We start from the raw sequence: 21,426 nt of genomic DNA on the forward strand, positions 1-21,426 counted from the left end.
CTATTTTTTATACAATGCACGCCATGACACTGAGCAAGAAAGCAGAAGCGACACGCCAGCACATCCTGGACACCGGCTACCAGCTGGTGCTGCACAAGGGGTTTGCCGCAGTCGGCCTGCTGGAGATCCTGAAGTCCTGCAACGTCCCCAAAGGGTCGTTCTATCACTACTTCCCGTCCAAGGAAGCCTTTGGCTGCGCGCTGCTGCAGCAGTATGTGGACGGCTATGGCCGCAAGCTGGACGGCCTGCTGGCCGCCGAGGGCAACGGCCATGAACGGCTGATGCGCTACTGGGATGCATGGATTTCCACCCCCGACGATGCCGCATGCGGCTGGGCAGAGGAATGCCTGGTGGTCAAGCTGGCCGCCGAAGTGGCCGACCTGTCCGAAGACATGCGCCGCGTGCTGGATGCTGGGGTGCAGCGGCTGCTCGCCAGGATTGCTGCGCTGATCGATGCGGCACGCGAGGACGGCTCCTTGCCGGCCGGCCCGCCATCGCCCGCGCTGGCACGCGTGCTCTACCAGATGTGGCTGGGCGCGGCGCTGCTGGCCAAACTGAGCCAGAACAAGACCTCGCTGGCGCAAGCACGCGATGCCACGGTGCTCTTGCTGAGCTGCGAAGCGGCACGGGCAGCCCATTCCCTCCCCTCCCATTCCTGAACACCCAAGGAGCCCCCATGAAAGTTCTGTTCGTACTGACATCGCACGACCGTCTTGGCGACACCGGCCACAAGACCGGTTTCTGGCTGGAAGAGTTTGCAGCGCCCTACTATGTCTTCAAGGATGCCGGCGCAGAGATCACCCTGGCCTCCCCCGCAGGCGGACAGCCTCCGCTGGACCCCAAGAGCGACGCGCCGGAGGCACAGACCGCGGCCACCGAACGCTTTCGCAGTGACCCACAGGCACAGGCCGCGCTGGCCGCCACCACGCCGCTGGCCCGCATCAACGCCGGCGATTTCGATGCTGTGTTCTACCCCGGCGGCCACGGCCCCCTGTGGGACCTGGCCAACGATGCCGCATCCATTGCCTTGCTGGAAACATTTGACCGCGCAGGCAAGCCGCTGGGCCTGGTCTGCCACGCACCGGGCGCACTGATCAAGGTGCGTGCCGCCAACGGCCAACCCATTGTCAGCGGACGGCGCGTCACCGGCTTCACCAACAGCGAAGAAGCCGCTGTCGGCCTGAGCGCGGTCGTGCCCTTCCTGATTGAGGACGAGTTCACCCGCCTGGGCGGTCACTTTGAAAAAGGCCCCGACTGGCAGGTGCATGTCGTCACCGACGGCCGCCTGGTGACCGGCCAGAACCCCGCCAGCAGCGAGGCAGTCGCCCACGCCTTGCTGTCCATGCTTGCTTGAAAAGGAAATCACCATGCGCAGCGCTATTCACACGAGCTTCGGCGAACCCTCCCAGGTGCTGGAGCTGAGCGACCAGCCGGTACCCAACCCTTCCACCGGCGAAGTTCGCATCAAGACTTTGCTGGCCCCCATCCACAACCATGACCTGTGGACGATTCGCGGCAGCTATGGCTACAAGCCGGTGCTGCCCGCCATTGGCGGGAGCGAGGCCGTTGGCGTGGTGGATGCCGTGGGCGAAGGCGTAGAAGGCGTCACCGTCGGCCAGCGCGTGGCGGTTGCCGGTGTGCATGGCACGTGGGCGGAATACTTCCTCGCCCCCGCCAACCAGCTGGTGCCCATGCCGCAGGCCATTCCGGATGAAGTGGCCGCCCAGCTCATCGCCATGCCGCTGAGCGCCCTGATGCTGCTGGAGTTTCTGAACGTCAGCCCCGGGCAATGGATTGTGCAGAACACCGCCAACGGTGCCGTTGGCAAGACACTGGCCATGCTGGCCAGCGCACGCGGCGTTCAGGTGCTGAACCTGGTCCGCCGCGATGCGGGTGTCCAGGAACTCACGGACCTGGGCATTGCCCATGTGCTGTCTACCGCGCAAGCTGATTGGAAGCACAGCGCCAGCGCCCTGCTCGGCCCCGCGCAGGCGGTGGCGGCGGTCGACTCCATCGGCGGCCAGGCCAGTGCATCGCTGCTGGAGCTGCTGGGTGAAGGCGGGACGCTGGTGTCATTTGGCACCATGGCCGGGGAGCCCATGCAGATCAGCTCCGGCGCCTTGATTTTCAAGCAGGCGACCGTCAAGGGCTTCTGGGGCAGCAAGGTCAGCCAGGCCATGGCGGCGCAGGACAAGCGGCGCCTGCTGGGCGAGCTCTTGCAGCGCACACTGAGTGGCGAGCTGAAGCTCGCGGCGGAGAGCATCTACGATCTGGGCGACGCCGCCCAGGCCGCTGCCGCCAGCCTGCAACCGGGCCGCAAGGGCAAGATTCTGCTCAAACCCTGAAAGCGCCATGGCGCCCTTGGAGGTGGGGCCACCCAGCTTCAGAGGGAGGCTGGGCGGCCGCCATGGGTTGGCCTGCGGCAGGCGCAGTTCGGCCCGGTGCTGCCGGTGGTTGCGCCCCCGCTCTCGATGGCAGGCAAGTTGCTGCGCGCCGAGAGGCTTTGAACTCTGCCGCGGCAGCGACAGCGGCATGGCACCATACGGCTTTTGGACAGCCTGGAAAGGGTGCTGATGCTGATCAACTGCGTTGCCTACGAAAAGGGATCCAAGCTGGCCGATATTCCGGTGGCGGACATCAGCGAATACATTGCGCGCCCTGGCTGCTTTGTCTGGGTGGCCTTGTCCGATGCGACGGCGGCTGAACTCGACGAAATGCGTGAAGAGTTCGACCTGCACGAACTTGCGGTGGAGGATGCCCGCAATGGACACCAAAGGCCCAAGATCGAGGAATATGGGCAATCACTTTTCGCCGTGATGCAGCTGCTGGAGCCTGATCCCGACCGACCGGGCCACTTCAATCAGGGGGAAGTGGACGTTTTTGTGGGCTCCAACTATGTCTTGTCGGTGCGCAATCGCAGCACCCAGGGTTTTCTGGGGGTTCGAGACCGCTGCGAGAGAGAGCCCGAACTGCTGAAGCACGGCGCGGGATTTGTGCTGTATGCACTGATGGATGCGGTGGTTGACCGTTACTTCCCCGTCATCGAGGCCTTGGAGGCCGAGCTTGACGCCGTCGAGCTGCAGATTTTCACGCACCGTGCTGCCCGCGACAACATCAAGCAGCTTTATGGTTTGAAGCAGCGCGTCATGGACGTCAAGCATACGGTTGCGCCGCTGCTGGAGGCCGTGAGCAAGCTGTACGGCGGGCGTGTGCCGCAGATATGCGCGGGATCACAGGAATATTTCCGCGATGTGGCGGACCACCTGGTCCGCATCAACGGGCTGATTGACGGGATGCGCGACACCATTGCAACGGCGATGCAGGTCAACCTCGCCTTGGTCGCCATCGATGAGAACGAAGTCACCAAGCGGCTCGCAGCCTGGGCCAGTATCTTTGCGATCTGCACCGCTTTTGTGGGCATCTGGGGGATGAACTTCGAGCACATGCCGGAACTGAAGTGGCAGTACGGTTACCCCGCCGCATTGCTGCTGATGGTCAGTGTCTGCAGCTATGTCTATCACCGCTTCCGCCGGGCAGGTTGGCTGTAGTTCCGGCTTCGCCCTCTGCCAACGACAGCAGGCGCTGGTCGATCGCGCAGGCATGTCTGGGCATCGTTGCGCCGCGGCCAGCCGCGTCGCCACGGAGTTGATCACACAGCGCAGAGGCCTCCTCCAGGCTGATCCACGGATTGGCGCCGCAAGGCAAGTTCCTGGTGGTGGGCGCGGGCCCGATGACCGTGGCGCCCGGCTTCATGGTGGTGGGCGAGCGTTCGCTCCAGGGGGCCATCACCGGCACGCCATTCGCGCCGGAACGCACGCTGGACTTCAGCGTCATGGAGGACGTCCATCCGATGATCGAAACCATGCCACTTAAATGTGCTGCCGAGGCCTACGCACAGAGGAAGTCGGGCGGTGTCAAATTCCGCATGGTGCTGCTCACGATGGGGCATTGAGGCACCGCCAATCCACCCACACCATGCAAAACTGGCCATGACGAACTCCATTCGCTCCCGCCTGGTCGTGGCGGTGCTGACCCTTGTCACGATGCTGGCCTTCGCCGGCAACTCGCTGCTGACACGGCTGGCCTTTCAGACCACGCACATTGACGCGGCACTGTTCACCGCCGTGCGCCTGGGGGCTGGCGCGGTGGTGCTGTTCGCCCTGCTGCGCGCGCGCCCACGCCCCCGGGCCAACGCCCGGGAAGCATGGCTGTCCGCCGCACTGCTGTTTGTCTACGCGGCGGCCATGTCCTATGCCTACCGGGGCATCGGCACCGGTGCGGGGGCACTGGTGCTCTTTGCCGCGGCACAGGTGCCCATGGCGGTCTACGGCTACCGGCACGGCGAACGCACCAGTGTGCTGGGGGCCGTGCTGGCGTTCGGGGGGCTGACCGCCTTTCTGCGCCCCTGGAATGCCTCCCCCACGCTGGGCGCTGCTGCCCTGATGGCGGTGGCGGGCGTCGCATGGGGGCTGTACTCGCTGCGCGGACGCGCTACGGAGAGTGCACTCCAGTGGACAGCCAACAGCTTCATCTGTACCGTGCCCATGGCCCTGGGCTGGTTGCTGGTCACCGCCGATGCGATCTCGGTCGATACACAGGGAATGGCCTATGCCGCCTTCTCCGGCGGCATCACATCGGCCCTGGCCTATGTACTGTGGTACTGGGTGCGCACCCGGATGTCGGCCACCGGCGCGGGGGCCGTCCAGCTGTCGGTGCCGGTGTTCGGCGTGCTTCTGGGAGCCTTGATCCTGGATGAACCCGTCACCGCCTACAGCCTGGCGGCAGGCGCCGTCACGCTGGCGGGGGTGGCCCTTGTCTCCATCAAAACCAGGCGTTGAGCCGCGGCGCGGATGGCTGCGGATAACCCCGGCATCGCCCCCTCCTCCCCTTTGCCACGCTCTTGCAAAAACACCCATGTGTGCCCAACCCACCACCTCCCGGACTTTTTTTGTCGCTGACGTCCTTTCCGCCAGCCACGCCGTGCTGGTGGATTTCTGGCCCCGGGTGCGCCCCCTGGCGCGCCATTGCCCCGGCGCTGGATGCCATCGCGACAGCGAGCCAGGGCACACTCGCGGTGTACCAGCTCAATGTGGATGAACACCTGGAGTTGTCTGCGGCCTTCCGTATCCGCAGCATTCCCGCGCTGCGCGTGTTCCAGGGTGGGTAGCTTGTGAAGGAGTTTGGCGGCACCATGCCCCCAAGTGCCCTGGAGCAGCAGCTGGCTGAATCTCTGCAATGAACGGCGCCATGCCCGGCCCTGCGGGCTTCAACCGCCTGTACACGCAGGCTTGCGCTGCGTATTCTTGGAAGCAACTATGACCCAGTACGACAAAGATCTTCTCGTTATCGGTGGCGGCTCCGGCGGCGTGCGTGCCGCGCGCATCGCGGCCCAGCATGGAGCGCGTGTCGCCATCGCTGAAAGTGCCAATTTTGGCGGCACCTGCGTCAACCGTGGCTGCGTGCCCAAGAAGCTGATGGTCTATGCCAGCCGCTTCCCCGAGCAGTTCCGCGCCAGCCAAGCCTTTGGCTGGACGCAGAGCGAGCCGCCACGCTTTGACTGGGCGCATTTCCTGCAGCGCAAGGACACCGAGATCGCTCGGCTGGAAAGCATTTACGAGCGCAACCTGCAAAGCGCGGGGGTCGAGACCCTGGCCGACCATGCAGAGATCGTCGACGCGCACACGGTGCGCCTGCGCGACAGCGGCCGGGTGGTCAGCGCCGGCACCATTCTGGTTGCCACCGGGGGACGCCCGTCGGTTCCGCAGTTCCCCGGCAACGAACTGGCGATCACGTCAGACGAAGTCTTTCACCTGTCCGAGCGCCCCGGGCGGGTGCTGATCGTGGGCGGCGGCTACATTGCGGTCGAGTTTGCTGGCATCTTTGCCGGGATGGGCAGCGAAGTGACGCAGTTTGTCCGGGGTCCGCACCTGTTGCGCGGGTTCGATCAGGACATTGCAGCGCTGCTTGCCACCCACATGGAGCAGCGCCATATCCGGGTGCGCTACGGGCAGGAAGTGCGCCGCATCGACCAGGTCGCTGGCGGACTGCAGATCAGCGCCAGCAATGGTGATGTGCTGGAAGTGGATGCCGTCATCCTGTGTACCGGCCGCCAGGCCCAGACATCCGGGCTGGGGCTGCAGTCGGCCGGGGTGGCAACCGCCGCCGATGGATCCATCGTGGTGGATGACTTTGGTCGCACCAACATCGACTCCATCTATGCCATCGGCGATGTCACCAACCGCGTCAACCTGACGCCCGTGGCCATCCGGGAAGGGCATGCCTTGGCAGACCGGCTCTTTGGCGGCATGCAGGTGCCCCCGCTGAACTATGGGTTGGTGCCCACGGCCGTGTTCTCCACCCCGGAAATCGGTGTGGTAGGCCTGACAGAAGCAGCCGCCCGGGCGCACTTCCCCGCATTGCGGGTACTCACCACCCAGTTCCGGGCCATGGGGCAGGCATTTGCCGGCTCCCAGGAGCAGGTCTTCATCAAGGTGCTGGTGGACGGAGCCACCGACCGCGTGCTGGGCATGCACCTGCTGGGCGATGGCGTGGCCGAGATGATCCAGCTGGCGGGTGTCGCCCTCACGGCCCATGCCACATGGAGCGACTTCCGTGCCACCGTGGCGCTGCACCCCACGATTGCGGAAGAGATCGTGACGCTGCGGGGCTGAACCGCGCCCTGCCCCACCGGCCCGGCCCACCCGGCGCCGTGCAGCGCCAGCGCACGGCTGCGGAGGCCCTGCACGGCATGCGCCACGGACGCTGCGCCTTGGCCGGAAAGTGAAGGCGATGGCTGCAGCAGCCTCCTACGGCAAGGTGGGTGGTATACGACAGCCGCAGTTCGGCCAGTAACTGCCCGGTCACCCACTGTGCAGGCTAGTGCCACTCTTCATCCGTCAGTCGTTTCAATTCATCAACTGCCGCACGAAAATCTGCCTTGTCAAATACAGCTTTTTGGCTGGGCATCTCCCATTCAACTGAAACAACGATGCCATTGCGCACATCCGTAGCGCGACCGATTCTGAGCCATGACACTGTTTGAGTATCAACCTGTTGCTCCACCACAGCAACGGTGCAGCTCATGTCCATATCGTCTGGACAAATCAATACTGGCACTATCGTTGATGAGCTTTCATCTTTGGGTTCCAAGAGATACCAGGCATTCTGTAAATCAGATTCATCAATCAGCCACCCTTGAGCAGGCACAAGTGTGTCAGTTGAATCAGTCCCCAAAGCATCGGAAGAAATTACCCCTTTAGCCCACATCTCAAGCGGTGTTCCATCAATCAAAAGGACAGGATGCGGAGCTTTTGCACAGCGTGACCTATGCATTCCAGCGTCAATTTTGTTCATACTTGGGGCACAGCAATTTTTAGAAATCCGACGAAAGTCGCGGATGCATGCTAGCGCAATAAACTGAAAGACAGCTCTGGGTCGGGCAGCGACATCCACAGCCAAAAACCGCCATTCGGTCACTCACTATGATTGCCATGGCCAAGGTTCTTTATCCGAGTGGCAACCCCGTGTGGTTGATCGTTTAAAAATCCAGTGATGCGCACCGATGCAAAAAGGTATCTCAATTTCACAAGCTTGGTCCGATGACGATATTGTCCAGTTGCATATTTCCGTTACTGATCAAGCTTCATCCTTCAGCCATGCTGCCTACATTGGCCATGGACAGTTGGGAGAACTGGTTAAGCAACTCCGCATCTTCAGAGACCACATTCACGGCGGAATACAGGACATTCGCTTTGGAGAGTTTGGCCCCGAGTACGCTAGTGGCGCATTCCATGCAAGGTTGCATTTCCAGTCACCGGGGAAGCTCTATGTATCCACTCACCAACAGTCTGAATTCACTCAATTTTCTTTAGGCAAAGTTGCTAGTGAGGCCAAGCTGTATCTGGTCAGTGAACCGGTCCTCCTGGACAACTTTATCGTGGAGCTTGGTGGCCTCGCCAACGGGGCAAGCAAACAGGCAAATCTAGTCTGCGTCTAACAACTCATTCAAGCCGACGCGGCTACGATGCTCGGCTTAGCTCGGGTGCCACTGTCCGCTCAACGTCGAGCAGCGACATCCGCAACCGGCCTGGAGCAGACTTTCAACTTGAGGACTCAGAATTCGACATGAGCAACGACTTCAATGAAGAGCATCCATGGGACGCGTCCCTTGCGGCGACACTTCCGGGGAAAATGATTCTCGTTGGACTGAACTACTTTGAAGAGAGTTCTGAGGAGCCTTTTGATCAGCAACAGCTATTCGGTCGCGTCGTCTATGCGGATGAGCGTGAAGGAATTCTGCTGTCACTGGAAGGCATACGAGCCGGTGAACAATTCAACCTACCTCCCGATACGCGTTCGTTTCGGGCGGCACAGCCCGGTGATTACAGGCTTCAGACCACTGGCGAAGTCGTGGTGAACCCGGACTTTACGGTAACGTTCTCGATTCAGAAAAAAGCGAAGAGTTCGGGCGACGGCTGAAAACTGCCAGAAGCAATCGGGCGCGGCAAAAGAAAGCGGGCGCTCAAAGTTGGAGATCAAGGGCATGACCCGGCTTGCCGGGGCATGCCCCTTCGATAGCAGGGTCAGGCAACTTCAGCACTGCCAGAGGAACTTGGGACTTGCGTTTCCGCATGCGCACCTGAAAACGTAAGCACAGCCGCCTCCGCCGAAGTTCATCTCCGTTTTCCCATCGGGTCCTTGTTCCAGCTGGGCGACAAAAGCCATGGGCTCTGCACATGCACTGCAAAGAGGTACTTCTTCCCCTTGCATCCATGTGGGCTCGCCGCCTACCTGGCCCAGAACTTTTCGGGGACTCACGCCATTGCCCGCTGCATATGCGGCCCTCGCGGAATCGTAGTCCTCTTCGCCCTGCTCCACGATGTGCGCTTCGTAGCGGACGGGTCTCACGACGTCCCCCGACGAGGGTGGGCTGACCAGCTGAAGGTTGCGGCTGGAGACGGCCAGCACCTTGTTGCCTCCGGCCTCTGCATCCCATTCGTCACACATACCAGGCTCGTTCTGGCACATGAAGAGCAAGAGCAATTCGTTGGACTCACCCTGAGCCAACTGACCAAGGAACTGCATGTGCCCCTCACATGAGAGGCAAACAGGCCACTCCACAACGCCATGGGGCGCACTGGGTCTGCCGCCAAAAGCTGTCTGGGATGTGGCGATCTCGGGGCAATCGTGAACGTGAACGAGCAGTGTGGTCATGGCAGAGAGGAGTCTTCGATTCAAAGATGCCTATCGTAATTTTTCCTGCGAACCCTGCGGGCAATCCTGGCCACCCATTCCGCATGGAAGTGGATGAGGAGCAAAACCATGGCCGGGGCAACAAGGCCTCCAGCGCATCCAGGTCCACGGAGTCGCGCTGTTCGAAAGGCATGAAGCGCAGGGTAAATTCATGAAGCGCAGGACCAAGCCCCCCCCACAGGCGGCGGTGCGGGAAATAGCGGAACAGGCCGAGCGCAGGCGCTGCTCCTTGCACAGCAAGGCCATGATCCGCATCGGGTCCGCTCAAGGTCTTGGTCGATTTGCAAAGGCTGTCGGTCATCGGTCAGTTGCGGTCGTACTGCAGGCTGAAGCCGCTGCGCTCGCGCTGGATGCGGGCAAATCCCAGTTCGCCCAGGTGCATGCCGGCAATCAACAGCTGGTCGGCACTGGCCATGTCCAGCATGTGCGAACGGGTGCTGGCAGACAGGGTGGCGTCCTGGTCAAAGGCGATGGTGACCTCGGGCCGCTGGATCTGGATATGGGGAAAGTGCACGATGTCACCCCACACCAGCAGATTCTGCGCGGCCGAGGTCAATAGATAGCCTGTGTGGCCTTGGGTGTGGCCCGGCAAGGGCACGGCCTGCACGCCAGGGAGCACTTCTTCCGTCTCGAAGGTGCGCAGTTGCTGGTGGTAGCGTTCAAACACGGTGCGGGCGATCTGGAAATTGCCACGTGCGCGTTCGCTGGCGCGGCTGAGGTGGGCGTCGTCCCGCCAGAAGTCCCACTCACTGCGGTGCACGACCAACTCGGCATTGGGGAACACGCGCTCACCTGCTGCGTTGAGCAGCCCGCCCACATGATCGGGATGGGCGTGGGTCAGCAAGATGGTGTCGATATCGCCGGGCGACACCCCCGCCAGCGCCAGGTTGTGCAGCAACAGGCCGCCCCATTGCCGGATGCCGCCGGCCCCCGCATCGATCAGCACGGTGTGCCTGGCGCTGCGCAGCAGATAGCAGTTGATATGAATGGCCTCAGGCGGCCGCTGCCCTGCACGGCTTTGCAGTTGCGTGGCGTCGGCAAGGTCGATGTTCGACAACAGACCCAACGGGGCCTGGAGGTAGCCATCGCTGATGGCCATGATGTGGAAGTCACCCACGCGGTGACCGGGAAAGATGTGTTCGAGCATGGGTCTCTGCAATCTGGATAAGCAGGTCAGTGGGTCAGTGGGTCAGTGGAGTGCATGGATCTGGCCGGCGCCGTACCCAAAGCACCGGATGCGCGCCTCAGATGTCGTGTGGCGCACGATGGATGCCTGCAACTTGTGCATGAAGCGCTGCAGCACCTCGGGCGTGCGAAACGGCTCCAGGCGGTACTGCACTTCCACATGGATGGGCAGCCCATGCCCGGGGCGGGCCGCGACAAAGATCACATGGACGTTCTGCTGCTGTGCTGCCAGCACCCCGGTGCACAGCTGCATGCAGTCGTCAGACAGATGCGCCAGATCGGCTTCGGACGGCATGGGCGCCGAGATATAGAAAGTCAGGTTGGGCATAAATCGCCTCACGGTCTCAGCAGACGCTTTGTGGGATATCGGTGCTGCGCAGCTGCTCCGTCATGGCTTCATAAGCCTGGACGTCTGGCGGCAATGCGGCCATGGCAGGGCGCTGCGCCGCAGGCAGCCTGGCTATCCAGCGTTGCGGCGGAAATCCCTCCAGCGCCACGGCCTTCAGGGCCAGTGTGCACAGACCCAACTGCTGCAAGGTATCGGGGCCATGCGGGCTCACCAGCAGCCAGTCCCCCGCCTGCAAGGCGGGTGCGACCTGCGCACAGGCATAGAGGTTGCGGTGCCAGTCCGTGATGTGCTGCTGCCAGCGTGCAAAGTTGCCGCCGCCTTTTTCCCGGTAGTCGTCGCCGGTCAGCACGCCAAGCCCATCAATGGTGTGCAGCGCCAGGTAAACAGGCACAGCGGCCGGGACACCCGCATCCAGCGCCTTGAGGCGCTGCGAGGTCTGAAAGCCGGCCACAGAGATCAGCGCGGGCAGCTTCTGCAGGCTGTAGAAGTCATTCCATTCGGCTTCGGTCTGCGCATCGGCGTAGCTGCATTCAACGGTGTAGATCATGGTGGTTTCCTTGGAGAGCGGTGGCTGCTTGGGCGGTGCAAGCTGCGTTTGAATTGCCATAAAGTCATGCTATCCAAAGGAAATCGGGCTATATAGCGATATAAAATCGATCTACATTGATGTTTGGTCAAGCTGCGCTTTGGGCTTGCCTTCAGCCATGCGACGCAAGATTCCCAGCAATTCCGCCCTCCAGGCCTTTGAAGCCGCCGCACGCCACGGCAGCTTTGCCCGTGCCGCGCAGGAACTGGCGCTGACGGAAGGCGCCATCAGCCGCCAGATCGCCAGGCTGGAAGAATTTCTGGGGATGGCGCTGTTTGAGCGCGTGGGCAACCGCGTGCGGCTGGCGCCCAGTGGGGTGCGCTATGCCGCGCAGGTGGGCGAAATCCTGGATCGTCTGGAACGGGAAAGCCAGTACCTGATGGGGCAGCCTACGGGCGCGGCCAGCTTGCAATTGGCCGTCATTCCCACGTTCGCCACACGCTGGCTGATTCCGCGCCTTCCGCGCTTTCAGCGGGACCACCCGCATATCACCCTGCACATTGCCGAACGCATGGAGCCCTTTGTGCTGGCGGGCAGCGGCTTTGATACGGCGCTGCATTTCGAGCACCCGGCCTGGGCGGGCATGCGCACGCACCGCTTGCTGGAAGAAGTGCTGATCCCCGTCTGCAGCCCCTCGCTGTTGGCCAGGCACCCTCAGGAGGATGGCGGACTGGATGCCCTGCCCCGGCTGCACCGCATGCAGAACCCGGATGCCTGGCAGCGCTACGCGGAAGAGACGGGCGTGGCGCTGACCCACCCCGCCGTGGGGTCGCGCTTTGATTTGCACGCCATGCTGATAGAGGCTGCGCTGCGCGGACTGGGCGTGGCCCTGGTGCCGCGTCTGTATGTGGAAGCAGAACTGGCGCAGGGCCGTCTGCTCGCCCCCTGGCCGCCGAGCCCGTCCGTTGCCAAAACCTTTTGCCTGGTGCTGCCGGAACCCCTGGGGCTGAGCGAAGCACCGTTGCAGGCCTTTGTCCGCTGGATGCTGGCGGAGGCGCAGACGGCCCGTTCTGCCTGAGCACGGGTCTGGCCCCAGCCCGTGGTGACCCGGCATCGCTATGTTTCTGATAGCGACTATCGCTGCAGCAGTGGCTTCAAAGACCCAGCGCGGGCCTCCGCCGGCAGGCAGTCACCGCCAGCGAGAGGAATAGAATTTGTCGCTTCCGTCGCATGGGCTCTCGCCCATTGGCATGTATGCCATGTGCAACTGTGAGTAATCGTGATGAAAAATACTGCCCCACTTCTGGCGTCTGCTGCCGCAACTGTCGATGCCATTTCCGCGTTGGTTTCCAACACCTGCGTGCAGCCGCTGAATCGGCGCAAAGCCATGGGGCTGCTGCTGGCCGGTGCGGCCGCAGCCCACCAGGTGCAGGCCCAGGTGCTGGTGCCCAGCACCGCTGGCACTGCCAACGCTGCTGGCGCCGATACCAGGTTTCCCCGCAACAAGATTGTGAAGATTGTGGTGGCCTACCCACCTGCCGGAGACACCGGCATTCTGGGCCAGCTGATTGCCGAATTGCTGAGTGCCCAATGGGGCAGCAACGTGATGGTGGAATACAAGCCCGGTGCCACCGGCATCATCGGTACGCGCGAAGTCATTGCCAACGCCCCCGATGGCTATACCCTGCTGGTGGCCCCCAACTCGGTGGCCATTGCGCCGCACCTGACGCCGTCGTACGACGTGCTGAAAGACCTGACACCCATTGCCAAGCTGATTGACCAGCCCATCATTGCCGTGGTCAACAGCGCATCGGGCATTACCGATTTGCGCAATCTGGTGCAAAAGGCCAAGGCCGGTGCCCTGCCCGGTTACGCCAGCCCCGGCCACGGCTCCACCATGCACATCGTGGGCGAGCTGTTCAACCAGGTCGCAGGCATGCAGCTGCAAGAGATTCCCTACAAGGGCACCATGCCTGCCATCACCGACCTGGTGGGCGGTCAGGTGCCCCTGATGTACACCACACTCAACCCGGTGCAGAACTTCCTGAAGACGGGCCAGTTGCGCGCCATCGGCGTCATCGCCCCCCAGCGGGTGCCGTTCCTGCCCCAGGTTCCCACCTTTGCCGAAAGCGGCTACCCGCAGGTGGATATCTCCACCTGGCAGGCGCTGCTGGGCCCTGCCAATATGCCGGCGGCGCTGGTGCAACAAATCAACCGCAGCGTGAATGCGGCGCTGCAAACCCCCAAGGCCAAGGCCTTGCTGCAGCAATGGGCCATGCAGCCGGTGACCGAAAGCCCCCAGGCGCTGAAGCACACGCTGGAGCAGGACTACGCCCGCTACGGCAAGCTGATCAGCCAGCTGCACATTTCCTGAGACAGTCACCCATTGCCTGCGGGACAGGGCTGGATACACAACGTGTCTCCCTAACCTGTGCCTGCTCCCGTACCGCTGACTGCACCCGGCACTGAGCGCCCGGCCACGCCAGACCCTTCCCTGCTTTCGCTGTTCTCTGTTCTCTGTTCATTGGGCCCCACTGCGGGGCTGAGAAAGGATTTGCTCCATGGACTGCACCCTCACCTTGCTGACCGACGGCACCACGCCCTTCTTTCAGGTGCAAAACTCGGGCCCCGAGCCCCTGCGCATTCGTGCCCCGGCCTTGCAGCAGGTGTCCACCACGGCGCCAGACGCTCCCGCGCCCGCTGGCACGGTGCCCGCAGCCACCTCCGGCACGGGTGCGCCGGTGCTGGCATCGCCGCTGGAAGTGATGCTCTCGGGCGCCACCGGCTGTTCGGCCTACGACATCACCAACCGGCTGCAGGAGCGTGGCATCCACGTCACCGCCATGACGGTGCACACCCAGGCCGAGCGGGCGACGACCGCGCCCCGGGTCTTCACCTCGGTGCACCTGCACTACCGCATCACCGCGCCCCAGGCCGACCGCGAAACAGTCGCCTCCGTGGTCGACATGTCGGTGCACGCACACTGCTCCGCGCTGGGCATCCTCAAGCACACTGCCCAGATTGGCTACACCTTGGATCTGACGGTGTAACGCACCGCCCAGGATCAAGTGAAACCACAAGGGGCGCAATGCAGGGGGCACAGCGGGGGCCTGCCCCCCTGTGCGGGCTATGGTGCGAAGCCCTTTCGCCACCTTCCGCCATCCATTGCCGGCACGGACCGCCACCTGAGCGGCAGCAGCCGCCGACACCAGACGTCGCATGCGGCCTGTCTTGAACGGCCGCTTACGGCCAATTGGCCACTTGGCCACTTCCACCACGGAAGCAGCCGCTCCATGGCGTGGTTCGACACGCACCGGCCCGCAGGGCCGCTTCAGGGTGTTGCAGCAGGCTCAGGTCAACCCGTTGCGGTCACCTGAGGTGGACCCGTCCACACCTGCCATGCCCCTCACCCGACTTCTGCGCTGTCAATTCTTAACAATTGAAATTAACAATCGAAATTTGAGTATCGATATTCTTCAGCTTCCACATCACCTGTTTGTTGGAGAAAACTGATGACCCATCGCCATGCCATCAAAGACAAAGTTGCTCTCATCGCAGGAGGCGGCAAAAACCTGGGCGGACTGATTGCGCGCGATTTGGCACAACAAGGTGCCAAAGCCATCGCCATTCATTACAACAGTGCAGCCAGCGAAGCCGAAGCCCTGGCCACGGTTGCGGCCGTCAAGGACCTGGGCGCCCAGGCCATTGCCGTGCGTGGCGATCTGACCAAGGCAGCGGCGGTGCAAAAGCTGTTTGCGGACACCGTTGCCGCCTTTGGCCGCCCGGATATCGCCATCAACACCGTGGGCAAGGTGCTGAAAAAACCGATGCAGGAGATTTCCGAAGCCGAGTTCGACGAGATGTCGGATGTCAACAGCAAAGCGGCATTCTTCTTCCTCAAAGAGGCTGGCATCCATGTCAACGACCACGGCAAGGTGGTGACGCTGGTGACCTCCCTGCTCGGCGCCTTCACGCCGTTCTACGCCTCCTACGCCGGCACCAAGGCGCCTGTCGAGCACTACACCCGCGCTGCCGCCAAGGAGCTGGGGGCCCGTGGCATCTCCGTCACCGCAGTGGGTCCCGGCCCCATGGACACGCCTTTCTTCTACCCTGCGGAAGGCGCAGATGCGGTGGCCTATCACAAGACGGCTGCAGCGTTGTCCGGCTTCAGCAAGACGGGGCTCACCGATATCGAGGATGTGGTTCCGTTCATTCGCCACCTCGTCAGCGACGGCTGGTGGATTACGGGTCAAACCATTTTGATCAATGGTGGCTACACCACCAAATAGGCCGCCGATCTGATCGCACTGTGAACCTGCGGCCTGGCGGGGCTCAAAGAACCTGAGCCCAGCCAGGCCCATGTCGGTACCGAAGGGTGTCGCCCCCAAGCGGGAACAGTAAGCGGGCCCGGCGCAGCATCGAAACAGGCAGGCGCCATGCAGCGAGAGCGCCCTGCTGCCCTGATGACCTTTCCTGACTGTTCGCTGGGAGGGTACTTGTTACCATTTGCTCATAACGGCCTGGAGGGTGTACGTGAGCAAGGCATTACCGCAGCAAGCCCAGCACAGACGGTCCATGCGATCCAGCGTGCGCATGGTGACGCTGGGGGTGGCGTTCGCCTGGCTGGCCTTGGTGGGCAGTCTCGGGTGGTGGATGTCACAGAAAATTGTGGCGTCGGAGTTGGACCGTTTGGCGGCCAGCGCTGAATACGAAGCCAAAACCACCGCACGCATCATGGATCGGCTGTTCACCGAGATGGTGAGTGTGGCCAACATGGTGGCACGCCAGGGACTGGTGATCCAGCTCGCCACCCGCTATCGCACGGATCCGCCCGACCTGGCAGAGCTCACACGCCAGCAGCGTGCAGCGCAATTCACGCAAGACCCGTTGGTGCGCAAAGTGGGCGACTTCATGAATGCGCTGTCTGGCGATCTGCGCTATGCCCGCATCTACATGAACAACATGTCGGATGACACGGTCACCGCCAGCAACTGGGCGGAGTCCGACAGCATTGTGGGAATGATCTACTCCGGTCGCCCCTATCTCGTCGACGCATTGCGTGAGGGCAATGGCCATTCCTTCGGCATCGCGCGCCTGAACAAGACGCCATCCTATTTCGTGGCAAGCCGTATTGAGAGCGAGGACGACCAGCCCCTGGGTTCCGTCACGGTCAAGTTCGATGCCCCAGATATTGTTCCCTACCTGTCCGGGAGCCACATTGCCCTGATCCTGGATCGCCAAGGTCGGGTGACCACCACATCTTCCGCGCCATTCATGCTGCGCAACGCGAGCGCGCTGCTGCCGCCTGGTTCTGCGCCGGCTGCAGCAAGGACCAACGCCTTGGACAGTGATGAGCAGCCAGGCGAGCCCCTGGATGCACGTGTAGTGACCGGCTCGGATCAGTGGATCATTGACGGCAAGCCCTATCTGCTGCGGCATGAGCCGCTCTCCAACACCCAATATCAATTGATCACCCTGGCGAGCTTGGATCACCTGCCAGCCATGCGCAGGCTGCACCTTGGCTTGGCCGGACTGGTCGCGTCAGTGGGTCTGCTTTTCATTCTGCTCTGCGGTCACGTGATAGGACTGATGGTGGAGCGGCGGCAGGATGAGTGGTACGCGGCGAACCATGATGCGTTGACCAATCTGCCCAACCGACGCAACGTGCTGGGCCACCTGGAGCAGCTGTTCGCCCAGGCCAAGAAAACGCAGCAATGGGTGGTGGTGGCTTTCGTGGATCTGGATGGGTTCAAAGCGATCAACGACAGCTATGGCCACGAGGTTGGCGACCAATTCCTGGTCGAAGTCGGTCGGCGCTTGACCATGGGCTTGCGTCAGAGTGACATGCTGGGACGGCTGGGGGGTGACGAGTTCGTCGTCATTGGACTGATCGATCCGCCAAGCCCCGCAGACCAGGACCAGGCCCTGGAGGCCATGCGCAGCCGCTTGGCCCCTCTGCTGATTGGGCGGTATGCGTTTCCGGAGTGCTGCCTCGACTATCCGGGTGCCAGCTTCGGCATTGTGAGTGTCGACCCATCCAACAGCTCGACACAGACCGTGCTCAGGGAGGCGGATCTGCGCATGTATGCGGACAAGCAGGCCAGGCGGACGTCGCGACGGGATTCTGCAAAGGGTGACGCAGCCTGTGAAACAGGCGAACTGCCAGGGCACGATCCCCGGATGCCGCTCCCAACCTAGGTCTGGCCACCAGACATTCGCCGGGCATGCCAAACTGACCCGCCGGGGCTAGTGGGTCACTTCTGGGTGGAAATCAACAGGTTTGCTCCCTGTAGCAACCGCTTCCCATCGCATCACTTGCCCAGCTTCTCGGCGAGCATTCGCAGCAGAAGCAAATAGGTGATTGCGCCAGCGAGGAAGACCGGTCCGCTAACGAGCGCCTTGAGCGGCTCGTAGAAGAACGCGAACGGCACAACCCCGGCGATGTATATCCAAATCTTCTTCATTTGCGGCAAGTGCAATCATTCGTGCCACTGGCACCGGTGACTTGCTTTCCGATTGCTTTCACGCCGTGGAAGGCCACCTGCGAATCCACAACTCCCGACCAAGAATGAACTGAAGAAACGTAGCCCATCTATTTGATCCTTTCAAACAAGCGGACGTCGACTCTACAAATAGTCGCGAAACGAGGTGGATGACGATGCCAAGCCATTGGTAGCACAGTGGCACCGCCAACTTAATTTCGCTCAATGCATCCAGCGTGGGCTTCAGAGGATCTAGCGTCAAGATGATTTCGCCAGATGGCTATGACCTTCTGCGGCGCATCGCGCCAGCGAGCTTCCAGTCCGGAATCGATTGCTGTCCACGGTCAATTCCGCCCCTCCAGGAACCAGACCAGCCATTGCCCATCCCGCCACCGCCGGGCCTGTGGCACACAACCGATGCCCCGGCTTGGGAAGTAAACCTATGGCTTGGGTAGCAATGCCTCCAGCGCATCCAGGTCCACGGCGTCGCGCTGCTCGGGCTTCATGAAGCGCACGGCAAACGCTTCCCACAGGCGGCTGCGCAGGAAGTAGCGGAACAGGCCGGGGTCCAGGTGCTGCTCCTTGCACATGAAGGCCATGATGCGCAGGGTTTCACTCAGGGTCTTGGGTGGTTTGTAGGGGCGGTCGGCGGCGGTCAGGGCTTCGAAGACATCGCACATCGCCATCACACGGTCCAGCACGCCCAGGCGTTCGCCGGGGATGCGCCGGGGGTAGCCCTTGCCGTCCAGGCGCTCGTGGTGCGTGGCGGCCAGCTCCGGCACCTGCTCCAACCCCGGCGGCCAGGGCAGCCCCTTGAGCATGATGTAGGTCTGCACCATGTGGTCGTTGATCTTGAAGCGGTCCTCGTCGGTCAGCGTGCCGCGGCGGATGGCCAGGTTGTGGAGCTCGCCCAGGTTCTGCTGGTAGGACGGCAGCTTCATGTCGAAGCCGTATTTGTTGCGCGGATCGCCCGCCTCCACGGCGGGGCGGTCCTCGCCCCAGGGAATGCGGTGTTCGGGCAGGTCGGCCAGCAGGGCTTCGGTGGCGGGCAGCGACGGGGTTTCGGGCCGCAGCTGCTGCAGCTGGCGCAGTTCGGCATCGGACAGGCCCAGGCGGTCGTCGAAATGGCGTTGCCAGCCTTGTGCCCCGATGGCCTGCAGCCGGGCGATGGCGTCGTCGGACAGGAATTCGCCGCCCACATTGCAGGTGGCCACAAACGTGAAGTCGTCGATCAGCTGCTGCTGGCGGGCGGCCAACTGGGCGGCGTCCAGTTCGCCGCGCGCGGCCGCCAGTTCGGCGTCGCGCCACAGGATCTCGAAGCGCAGCCGCACCTCGTGGATGCGGTTGCGGATGGCTTCCAGCTTGGTGGCCTTGTCGACGATGTGTTCCGGGCTGGTCACCTTGCCGCAGTCGTGCAGCCAGGCCCCCAGGCGGAAGGCATAGCGCTCGTTCTCGCTCATCTGGAAGTCGGCATAGGGCCCGTCGGCGGCTGCGTGCAGGTGGTCCGCAAATTCGATGGCCATCTGCGGCACGCGCTCGCAATGGCCGCCGGTGTACGCGCTCTTGGCGTCGATGGCGTCGGCAATCAGCTGGATGATGGCATCGAAAAGGCGCCGCTGCGATTCCAGCAGCTGGCGGGTCTCGATGGCCACGGCCAGCATGCCCGAGAGTCGGTGCGCAAAGCGCTGGAAGGCTTCATCCTCGTGCGCGGCGTCGGCCTTGAATTCCAGCACCAGCAGCCCCTGCAGACCGCCCTGGCGGCCGCGCAGTTCCAGGCCCAGCCGGCTCACGCTGCCCGCTCCTCCCGCGCTATGGGGCGCGACCGGCAGCGGCGGGTAGGCAAAGTGCTCCGGCAACGGCGTGACCAGGCTGCCGGCTTCTGCGGCCCACTGCATGCTGCCCGCCTGCGCATCCCACAGGTAGACGGCTGCGGCCTGCGATTGCGTGGCCTGCGTCAGCTGCTCCAGCACCTGCTGCAGCATGCGCTCCACCTCGGGTACCGTGGCCAGGCGCTCGGTCAGGCTCAGAAAGGCCTCGATGGTGTCGCCCATGTGCTGCATGGCCTGGGACAGCTCGCCGACCTCGCTGACACGGCTGGCCGGCAGGCGGCTGCCCGTGAAGTCGAAGCGGGCAATGCGCAGGCTGCGCTCGCGCAGGCGGTTGATGCTGCGGCCTATGGCCTTGCCCGCCGCCCAGCCCAGGGGCAGCAGCAACAGCGCCAGGATCACGGCCAGCCCGATGAAGTACAGCGCGCGCTGCCGGGCCTCGGCGGTCAGCTCGTCCAGCGGCAGCATCTGCAGCAGCTCGAACACCCCACTCAGGCCAATATCGATCTGGGTGTGCAACCCCACCCATTGCCGACCATCGATGGTCAGGATCTGCGGTTTGCCGGTGTGCCGGGAGGTCTGCTGCAGGCGCAGCAGTTCGGGCTCGCCGATGGCGTCCAGCATGGGCTGGGTGTCGCGGTCGCTGCTGTTCAGGTTCACCGTGGCCGCCATCACCTGGCCGCTGCTGTGCAGCAGGGCCAGCCGTGTGCCGGGGGTGGTGCGCAGGCCCACCAGCATCTGTTCCAGGTCGTCAAAGGCCACGTCGATGCCGACCACGGCATCGCCCGAGGTGGCCTGCTGGCTCAAGGTGACGCCCAGGCGCTGTGTGGTGGCAAAGCGGTACGGCGCGGACAGCTGGGCAGCGCCCGGGTGTTCGCGCGCCAGCGCATACCAGGGGCGGGTACGGGGATCGAACTGGTAATCGGCCCGCTCCTGGCTCTGCTGCAGCTTGCCGTCTTCGCTCAGAAAATGAAAACGGCCGACGCTGCGGCCATCGGGCTGGTGGCTGATGGTCTGCACCAGGTAGACCGCACTTTCCGGCACGTTCAGGCGCTGGCGGATGCTGGCCAGGCGCAGGGGCCGCCCCAGCAGAAAGTCCCCGTTCGGGTAGGCCACATAGATGGCGGCTTCCAGCGGGTTGGCACGCAACTCGCCCAGCAGCACGTTCAGGGCTTGCAGCCGGGCGGGCTCATCCGCCGCCAGCGGCAGACGGCCTGCGCCGATCTGGCGCAGCGCGCCCTGGGCGGGGATCAGCTGCAGGCGGATCTGTTCACGCAGCAGCAGGGTGTCGCGCACCGCGCGCTCGCCCGCATCCTGCACCAGTTGCCGGGTGGTGGCCACCCACCCCAGGCCGATCAGCAAAGCGGCCACCAGCCCCATGCAGGCCATCGTCAAGGCGGCAATGTGCACGCGGATACGGAACTGCTGGGGGACAGACAGGATGCGGTTCATCAGACCGACTTTCCGCAGGTGGACGCACCCGCCATTGCATTCAGTTTACGGTGCATCCCAGCAGACCGTGGAAGCTACATGCATGGATCGCCAGGGCTGCGTTGCAAAAAAGCAGCGGGCTGCCTGCCGCCCTATGCAGCCTCCTCGGCGGGACCTCGTGCCGCGTTCCCTGCCCCTGGCATGCGGCGGCCACCTTTGATGAGGGTCGCTCTGCGCCCGAGGGGGCAAGTCCGCCTGGGCCAAGCGCCTGCCCTCTTGCTTCCGGCCCGCCCAGAAAGAGATACCGCACAACAAAAAACCGCTGCAGCTTGCGCTGACAGCGGTTTTTAAATCTGGCGGAGTGGACGGGACTCG

Annotated in this window: 21 protein-coding genes; 15 read left to right on the forward strand and 6 right to left on the reverse strand. The window is 63.1% G+C overall.

The annotated features are described in order from the left end of the window. Positions 1-23: 23 nt before the first annotated feature. The 8 genes from B3349_RS15605 to gorA all read left to right on the forward strand — a co-directional run bounded on the left by B3349_RS15605 (position 24) and on the right by gorA (position 6,671). The gene (locus B3349_RS15605; RefSeq protein WP_291590115.1) at positions 24-659 is read left to right on the forward strand and encodes a TetR/AcrR family transcriptional regulator; all 636 of its coding nucleotides are present in this window, start codon (positions 24-26) and stop codon (positions 657-659) included. A 17-nt stretch (positions 660-676) separates the two neighbouring features. Continuing rightward, complete coding sequence (locus B3349_RS15610; protein ID WP_291590117.1) at positions 677-1,354, forward strand: type 1 glutamine amidotransferase domain-containing protein; 678 nt, start codon at positions 677-679, stop codon at positions 1,352-1,354. Positions 1,355-1,367: 13 nt separating this feature from the next. Next, entirely contained in the window at positions 1,368-2,345 is a 978-nt protein-coding gene (locus tag B3349_RS15615; RefSeq protein ID WP_291590119.1) for a zinc-binding dehydrogenase, read from the forward strand. Between the two features lie 228 nt (positions 2,346-2,573). Continuing rightward, positions 2,574-3,548: a magnesium/cobalt transporter CorA gene (gene corA, locus B3349_RS15620; protein ID WP_291590122.1), complete on the forward strand. Its 975-nt coding sequence runs from the start codon at positions 2,574-2,576 to the stop codon at positions 3,546-3,548. 140 nt (positions 3,549-3,688) lie between these two features. Then, a complete protein-coding gene (locus B3349_RS15625) occupies positions 3,689-3,952 on the forward strand; it encodes an MDR/zinc-dependent alcohol dehydrogenase-like family protein (RefSeq protein WP_291590124.1) in 264 nt (87 codons plus the stop codon). 37 nt (positions 3,953-3,989) lie between these two features. Then, a complete protein-coding gene (locus B3349_RS15630) occupies positions 3,990-4,838 on the forward strand; it encodes a DMT family transporter (RefSeq protein WP_291590125.1) in 849 nt (282 codons plus the stop codon). Positions 4,839-4,948: 110 nt separating this feature from the next. Further along, positions 4,949-5,167 (forward strand): thioredoxin family protein, encoded by a 219-nt coding sequence (locus B3349_RS15635; protein ID WP_291590127.1) that lies wholly within the window; start codon positions 4,949-4,951, stop codon positions 5,165-5,167. Between the two features lie 148 nt (positions 5,168-5,315). Further along, positions 5,316-6,671: a glutathione-disulfide reductase gene (gorA, locus tag B3349_RS15640; RefSeq protein WP_291590128.1), complete on the forward strand. Its 1,356-nt coding sequence runs from the start codon at positions 5,316-5,318 to the stop codon at positions 6,669-6,671. A 205-nt stretch (positions 6,672-6,876) separates the two neighbouring features. On the opposite strand, the gene B3349_RS15645 is transcribed toward gorA, so the two are convergent. Further along, positions 6,877-7,353 (reverse strand): hypothetical protein, encoded by a 477-nt coding sequence (locus B3349_RS15645; RefSeq protein ID WP_291590129.1) that lies wholly within the window; start codon positions 7,351-7,353, stop codon positions 6,877-6,879. Positions 7,354-7,561: 208 nt separating this feature from the next. Between B3349_RS15645 and B3349_RS15650 the strand changes: the two genes are divergently transcribed. Further along, on the forward strand, positions 7,562-7,996 hold the full coding sequence (locus B3349_RS15650; protein ID WP_291590130.1) for a hypothetical protein: 435 nt from the start codon (positions 7,562-7,564) through the stop codon (positions 7,994-7,996). A 128-nt stretch (positions 7,997-8,124) separates the two neighbouring features. Beyond that, positions 8,125-8,478, forward strand: a complete 354-nt coding sequence (locus tag B3349_RS15655) for a hypothetical protein (protein ID WP_291590132.1) — start codon at positions 8,125-8,127, stop codon at positions 8,476-8,478. A 1,078-nt stretch (positions 8,479-9,556) separates the two neighbouring features. Here B3349_RS15655 and B3349_RS15660 read toward each other — a convergent pair. Genes B3349_RS15660 through B3349_RS15670 form a run of 3 tightly spaced genes read right to left on the reverse strand, consistent with a single transcriptional unit; the run spans position 9,557 to position 11,333 of the window. Further along, positions 9,557-10,399 carry an MBL fold metallo-hydrolase gene (locus tag B3349_RS15660; protein ID WP_291590134.1) on the reverse strand — a complete coding sequence of 281 codons (843 nt, stop codon included), beginning with the start codon at positions 10,397-10,399 and terminating at the stop codon, positions 9,557-9,559. A gap of 42 nt (positions 10,400-10,441) precedes the next feature. After that, a complete protein-coding gene (locus B3349_RS15665; RefSeq protein ID WP_291590135.1) occupies positions 10,442-10,765 on the reverse strand; it encodes a hypothetical protein in 324 nt (107 codons plus the stop codon). A 16-nt stretch (positions 10,766-10,781) separates the two neighbouring features. Further along, a complete protein-coding gene (locus tag B3349_RS15670) occupies positions 10,782-11,333 on the reverse strand; it encodes a sugar ABC transporter (protein WP_291590137.1) in 552 nt (183 codons plus the stop codon). A gap of 157 nt (positions 11,334-11,490) precedes the next feature. Between B3349_RS15670 and B3349_RS15675 the strand changes: the two genes are divergently transcribed. The 5 genes from B3349_RS15675 to B3349_RS15695 all read left to right on the forward strand — a co-directional run bounded on the left by B3349_RS15675 (position 11,491) and on the right by B3349_RS15695 (position 17,510). Further along, the gene (locus B3349_RS15675) at positions 11,491-12,390 is read left to right on the forward strand and encodes a LysR substrate-binding domain-containing protein (protein ID WP_291590138.1); all 900 of its coding nucleotides are present in this window, start codon (positions 11,491-11,493) and stop codon (positions 12,388-12,390) included. Between the two features lie 204 nt (positions 12,391-12,594). After that, on the forward strand, positions 12,595-13,686 hold the full coding sequence (locus tag B3349_RS15680) for a tripartite tricarboxylate transporter substrate-binding protein (RefSeq protein WP_291590141.1): 1,092 nt from the start codon (positions 12,595-12,597) through the stop codon (positions 13,684-13,686). Positions 13,687-13,873: 187 nt separating this feature from the next. Next, complete coding sequence (locus B3349_RS15685) at positions 13,874-14,362, forward strand: OsmC family protein (protein ID WP_291590143.1); 489 nt, start codon at positions 13,874-13,876, stop codon at positions 14,360-14,362. A gap of 462 nt (positions 14,363-14,824) precedes the next feature. Beyond that, on the forward strand, positions 14,825-15,601 hold the full coding sequence (locus B3349_RS15690; protein ID WP_272971476.1) for an SDR family oxidoreductase: 777 nt from the start codon (positions 14,825-14,827) through the stop codon (positions 15,599-15,601). Between the two features lie 286 nt (positions 15,602-15,887). Further along, complete coding sequence (locus B3349_RS15695) at positions 15,888-17,510, forward strand: sensor domain-containing diguanylate cyclase (protein WP_291590145.1); 1,623 nt, start codon at positions 15,888-15,890, stop codon at positions 17,508-17,510. Between the two features lie 113 nt (positions 17,511-17,623). On the opposite strand, the gene B3349_RS15700 is transcribed toward B3349_RS15695, so the two are convergent. Both B3349_RS15700 and B3349_RS15705 read right to left on the reverse strand, forming a co-directional pair. Next, complete coding sequence (locus tag B3349_RS15700) at positions 17,624-17,776, reverse strand: hypothetical protein (protein ID WP_291590146.1); 153 nt, start codon at positions 17,774-17,776, stop codon at positions 17,624-17,626. A 458-nt stretch (positions 17,777-18,234) separates the two neighbouring features. Beyond that, positions 18,235-21,072 (reverse strand): HD domain-containing phosphohydrolase, encoded by a 2,838-nt coding sequence (locus tag B3349_RS15705; protein WP_291590148.1) that lies wholly within the window; start codon positions 21,070-21,072, stop codon positions 18,235-18,237. Between the last annotated feature and the right edge of the window lie 354 nt (positions 21,073-21,426).

This window comes from Comamonas sp. UBA7528, from assembly GCF_002479375.1.
GTDB lineage: Bacteria > Pseudomonadota > Gammaproteobacteria > Burkholderiales > Burkholderiaceae_C > Comamonas.

Excerpts from the sequence above, each read along its gene's own strand:
- B3349_RS15605 (WP_291590115.1), top strand. The coding sequence starts at position 24 with ATGACACTGAGCAAGAAAGCAGAAGCGACACGCCAGCACATCCTGGAC.
- B3349_RS15610 (WP_291590117.1), top strand. The coding sequence starts at position 677 with ATGAAAGTTCTGTTCGTACTGACATCGCACGACCGTCTTGGCGACACC.
- B3349_RS15615 (WP_291590119.1), top strand. The coding sequence starts at position 1,368 with ATGCGCAGCGCTATTCACACGAGCTTCGGCGAACCCTCCCAGGTGCTG.
- corA (WP_291590122.1), top strand. The coding sequence starts at position 2,574 with ATGCTGATCAACTGCGTTGCCTACGAAAAGGGATCCAAGCTGGCCGAT.
- B3349_RS15630 (WP_291590125.1), top strand. The coding sequence starts at position 3,990 with ATGACGAACTCCATTCGCTCCCGCCTGGTCGTGGCGGTGCTGACCCTT.
- gorA (WP_291590128.1), top strand. The coding sequence starts at position 5,316 with ATGACCCAGTACGACAAAGATCTTCTCGTTATCGGTGGCGGCTCCGGC.
- B3349_RS15645 (WP_291590129.1), bottom strand. The coding sequence starts at position 7,353 with ATGAACAAAATTGACGCTGGAATGCATAGGTCACGCTGTGCAAAAGCT.
- B3349_RS15650 (WP_291590130.1), top strand. The coding sequence starts at position 7,562 with ATGCAAAAAGGTATCTCAATTTCACAAGCTTGGTCCGATGACGATATT.
- B3349_RS15655 (WP_291590132.1), top strand. The coding sequence starts at position 8,125 with ATGAGCAACGACTTCAATGAAGAGCATCCATGGGACGCGTCCCTTGCG.
- B3349_RS15660 (WP_291590134.1), bottom strand. The coding sequence starts at position 10,399 with ATGCTCGAACACATCTTTCCCGGTCACCGCGTGGGTGACTTCCACATC.
- B3349_RS15665 (WP_291590135.1), bottom strand. The coding sequence starts at position 10,765 with ATGCCCAACCTGACTTTCTATATCTCGGCGCCCATGCCGTCCGAAGCC.
- B3349_RS15670 (WP_291590137.1), bottom strand. The coding sequence starts at position 11,333 with ATGATCTACACCGTTGAATGCAGCTACGCCGATGCGCAGACCGAAGCC.
- B3349_RS15675 (WP_291590138.1), top strand. The coding sequence starts at position 11,491 with ATGCGACGCAAGATTCCCAGCAATTCCGCCCTCCAGGCCTTTGAAGCC.
- B3349_RS15680 (WP_291590141.1), top strand. The coding sequence starts at position 12,595 with ATGAAAAATACTGCCCCACTTCTGGCGTCTGCTGCCGCAACTGTCGAT.
- B3349_RS15685 (WP_291590143.1), top strand. The coding sequence starts at position 13,874 with ATGGACTGCACCCTCACCTTGCTGACCGACGGCACCACGCCCTTCTTT.
- B3349_RS15690 (WP_272971476.1), top strand. The coding sequence starts at position 14,825 with ATGACCCATCGCCATGCCATCAAAGACAAAGTTGCTCTCATCGCAGGA.
- B3349_RS15695 (WP_291590145.1), top strand. The coding sequence starts at position 15,888 with ATGCGATCCAGCGTGCGCATGGTGACGCTGGGGGTGGCGTTCGCCTGG.
- B3349_RS15700 (WP_291590146.1), bottom strand. The coding sequence starts at position 17,776 with ATGAAGAAGATTTGGATATACATCGCCGGGGTTGTGCCGTTCGCGTTC.
- B3349_RS15705 (WP_291590148.1), bottom strand. The coding sequence starts at position 21,072 with ATGAACCGCATCCTGTCTGTCCCCCAGCAGTTCCGTATCCGCGTGCAC.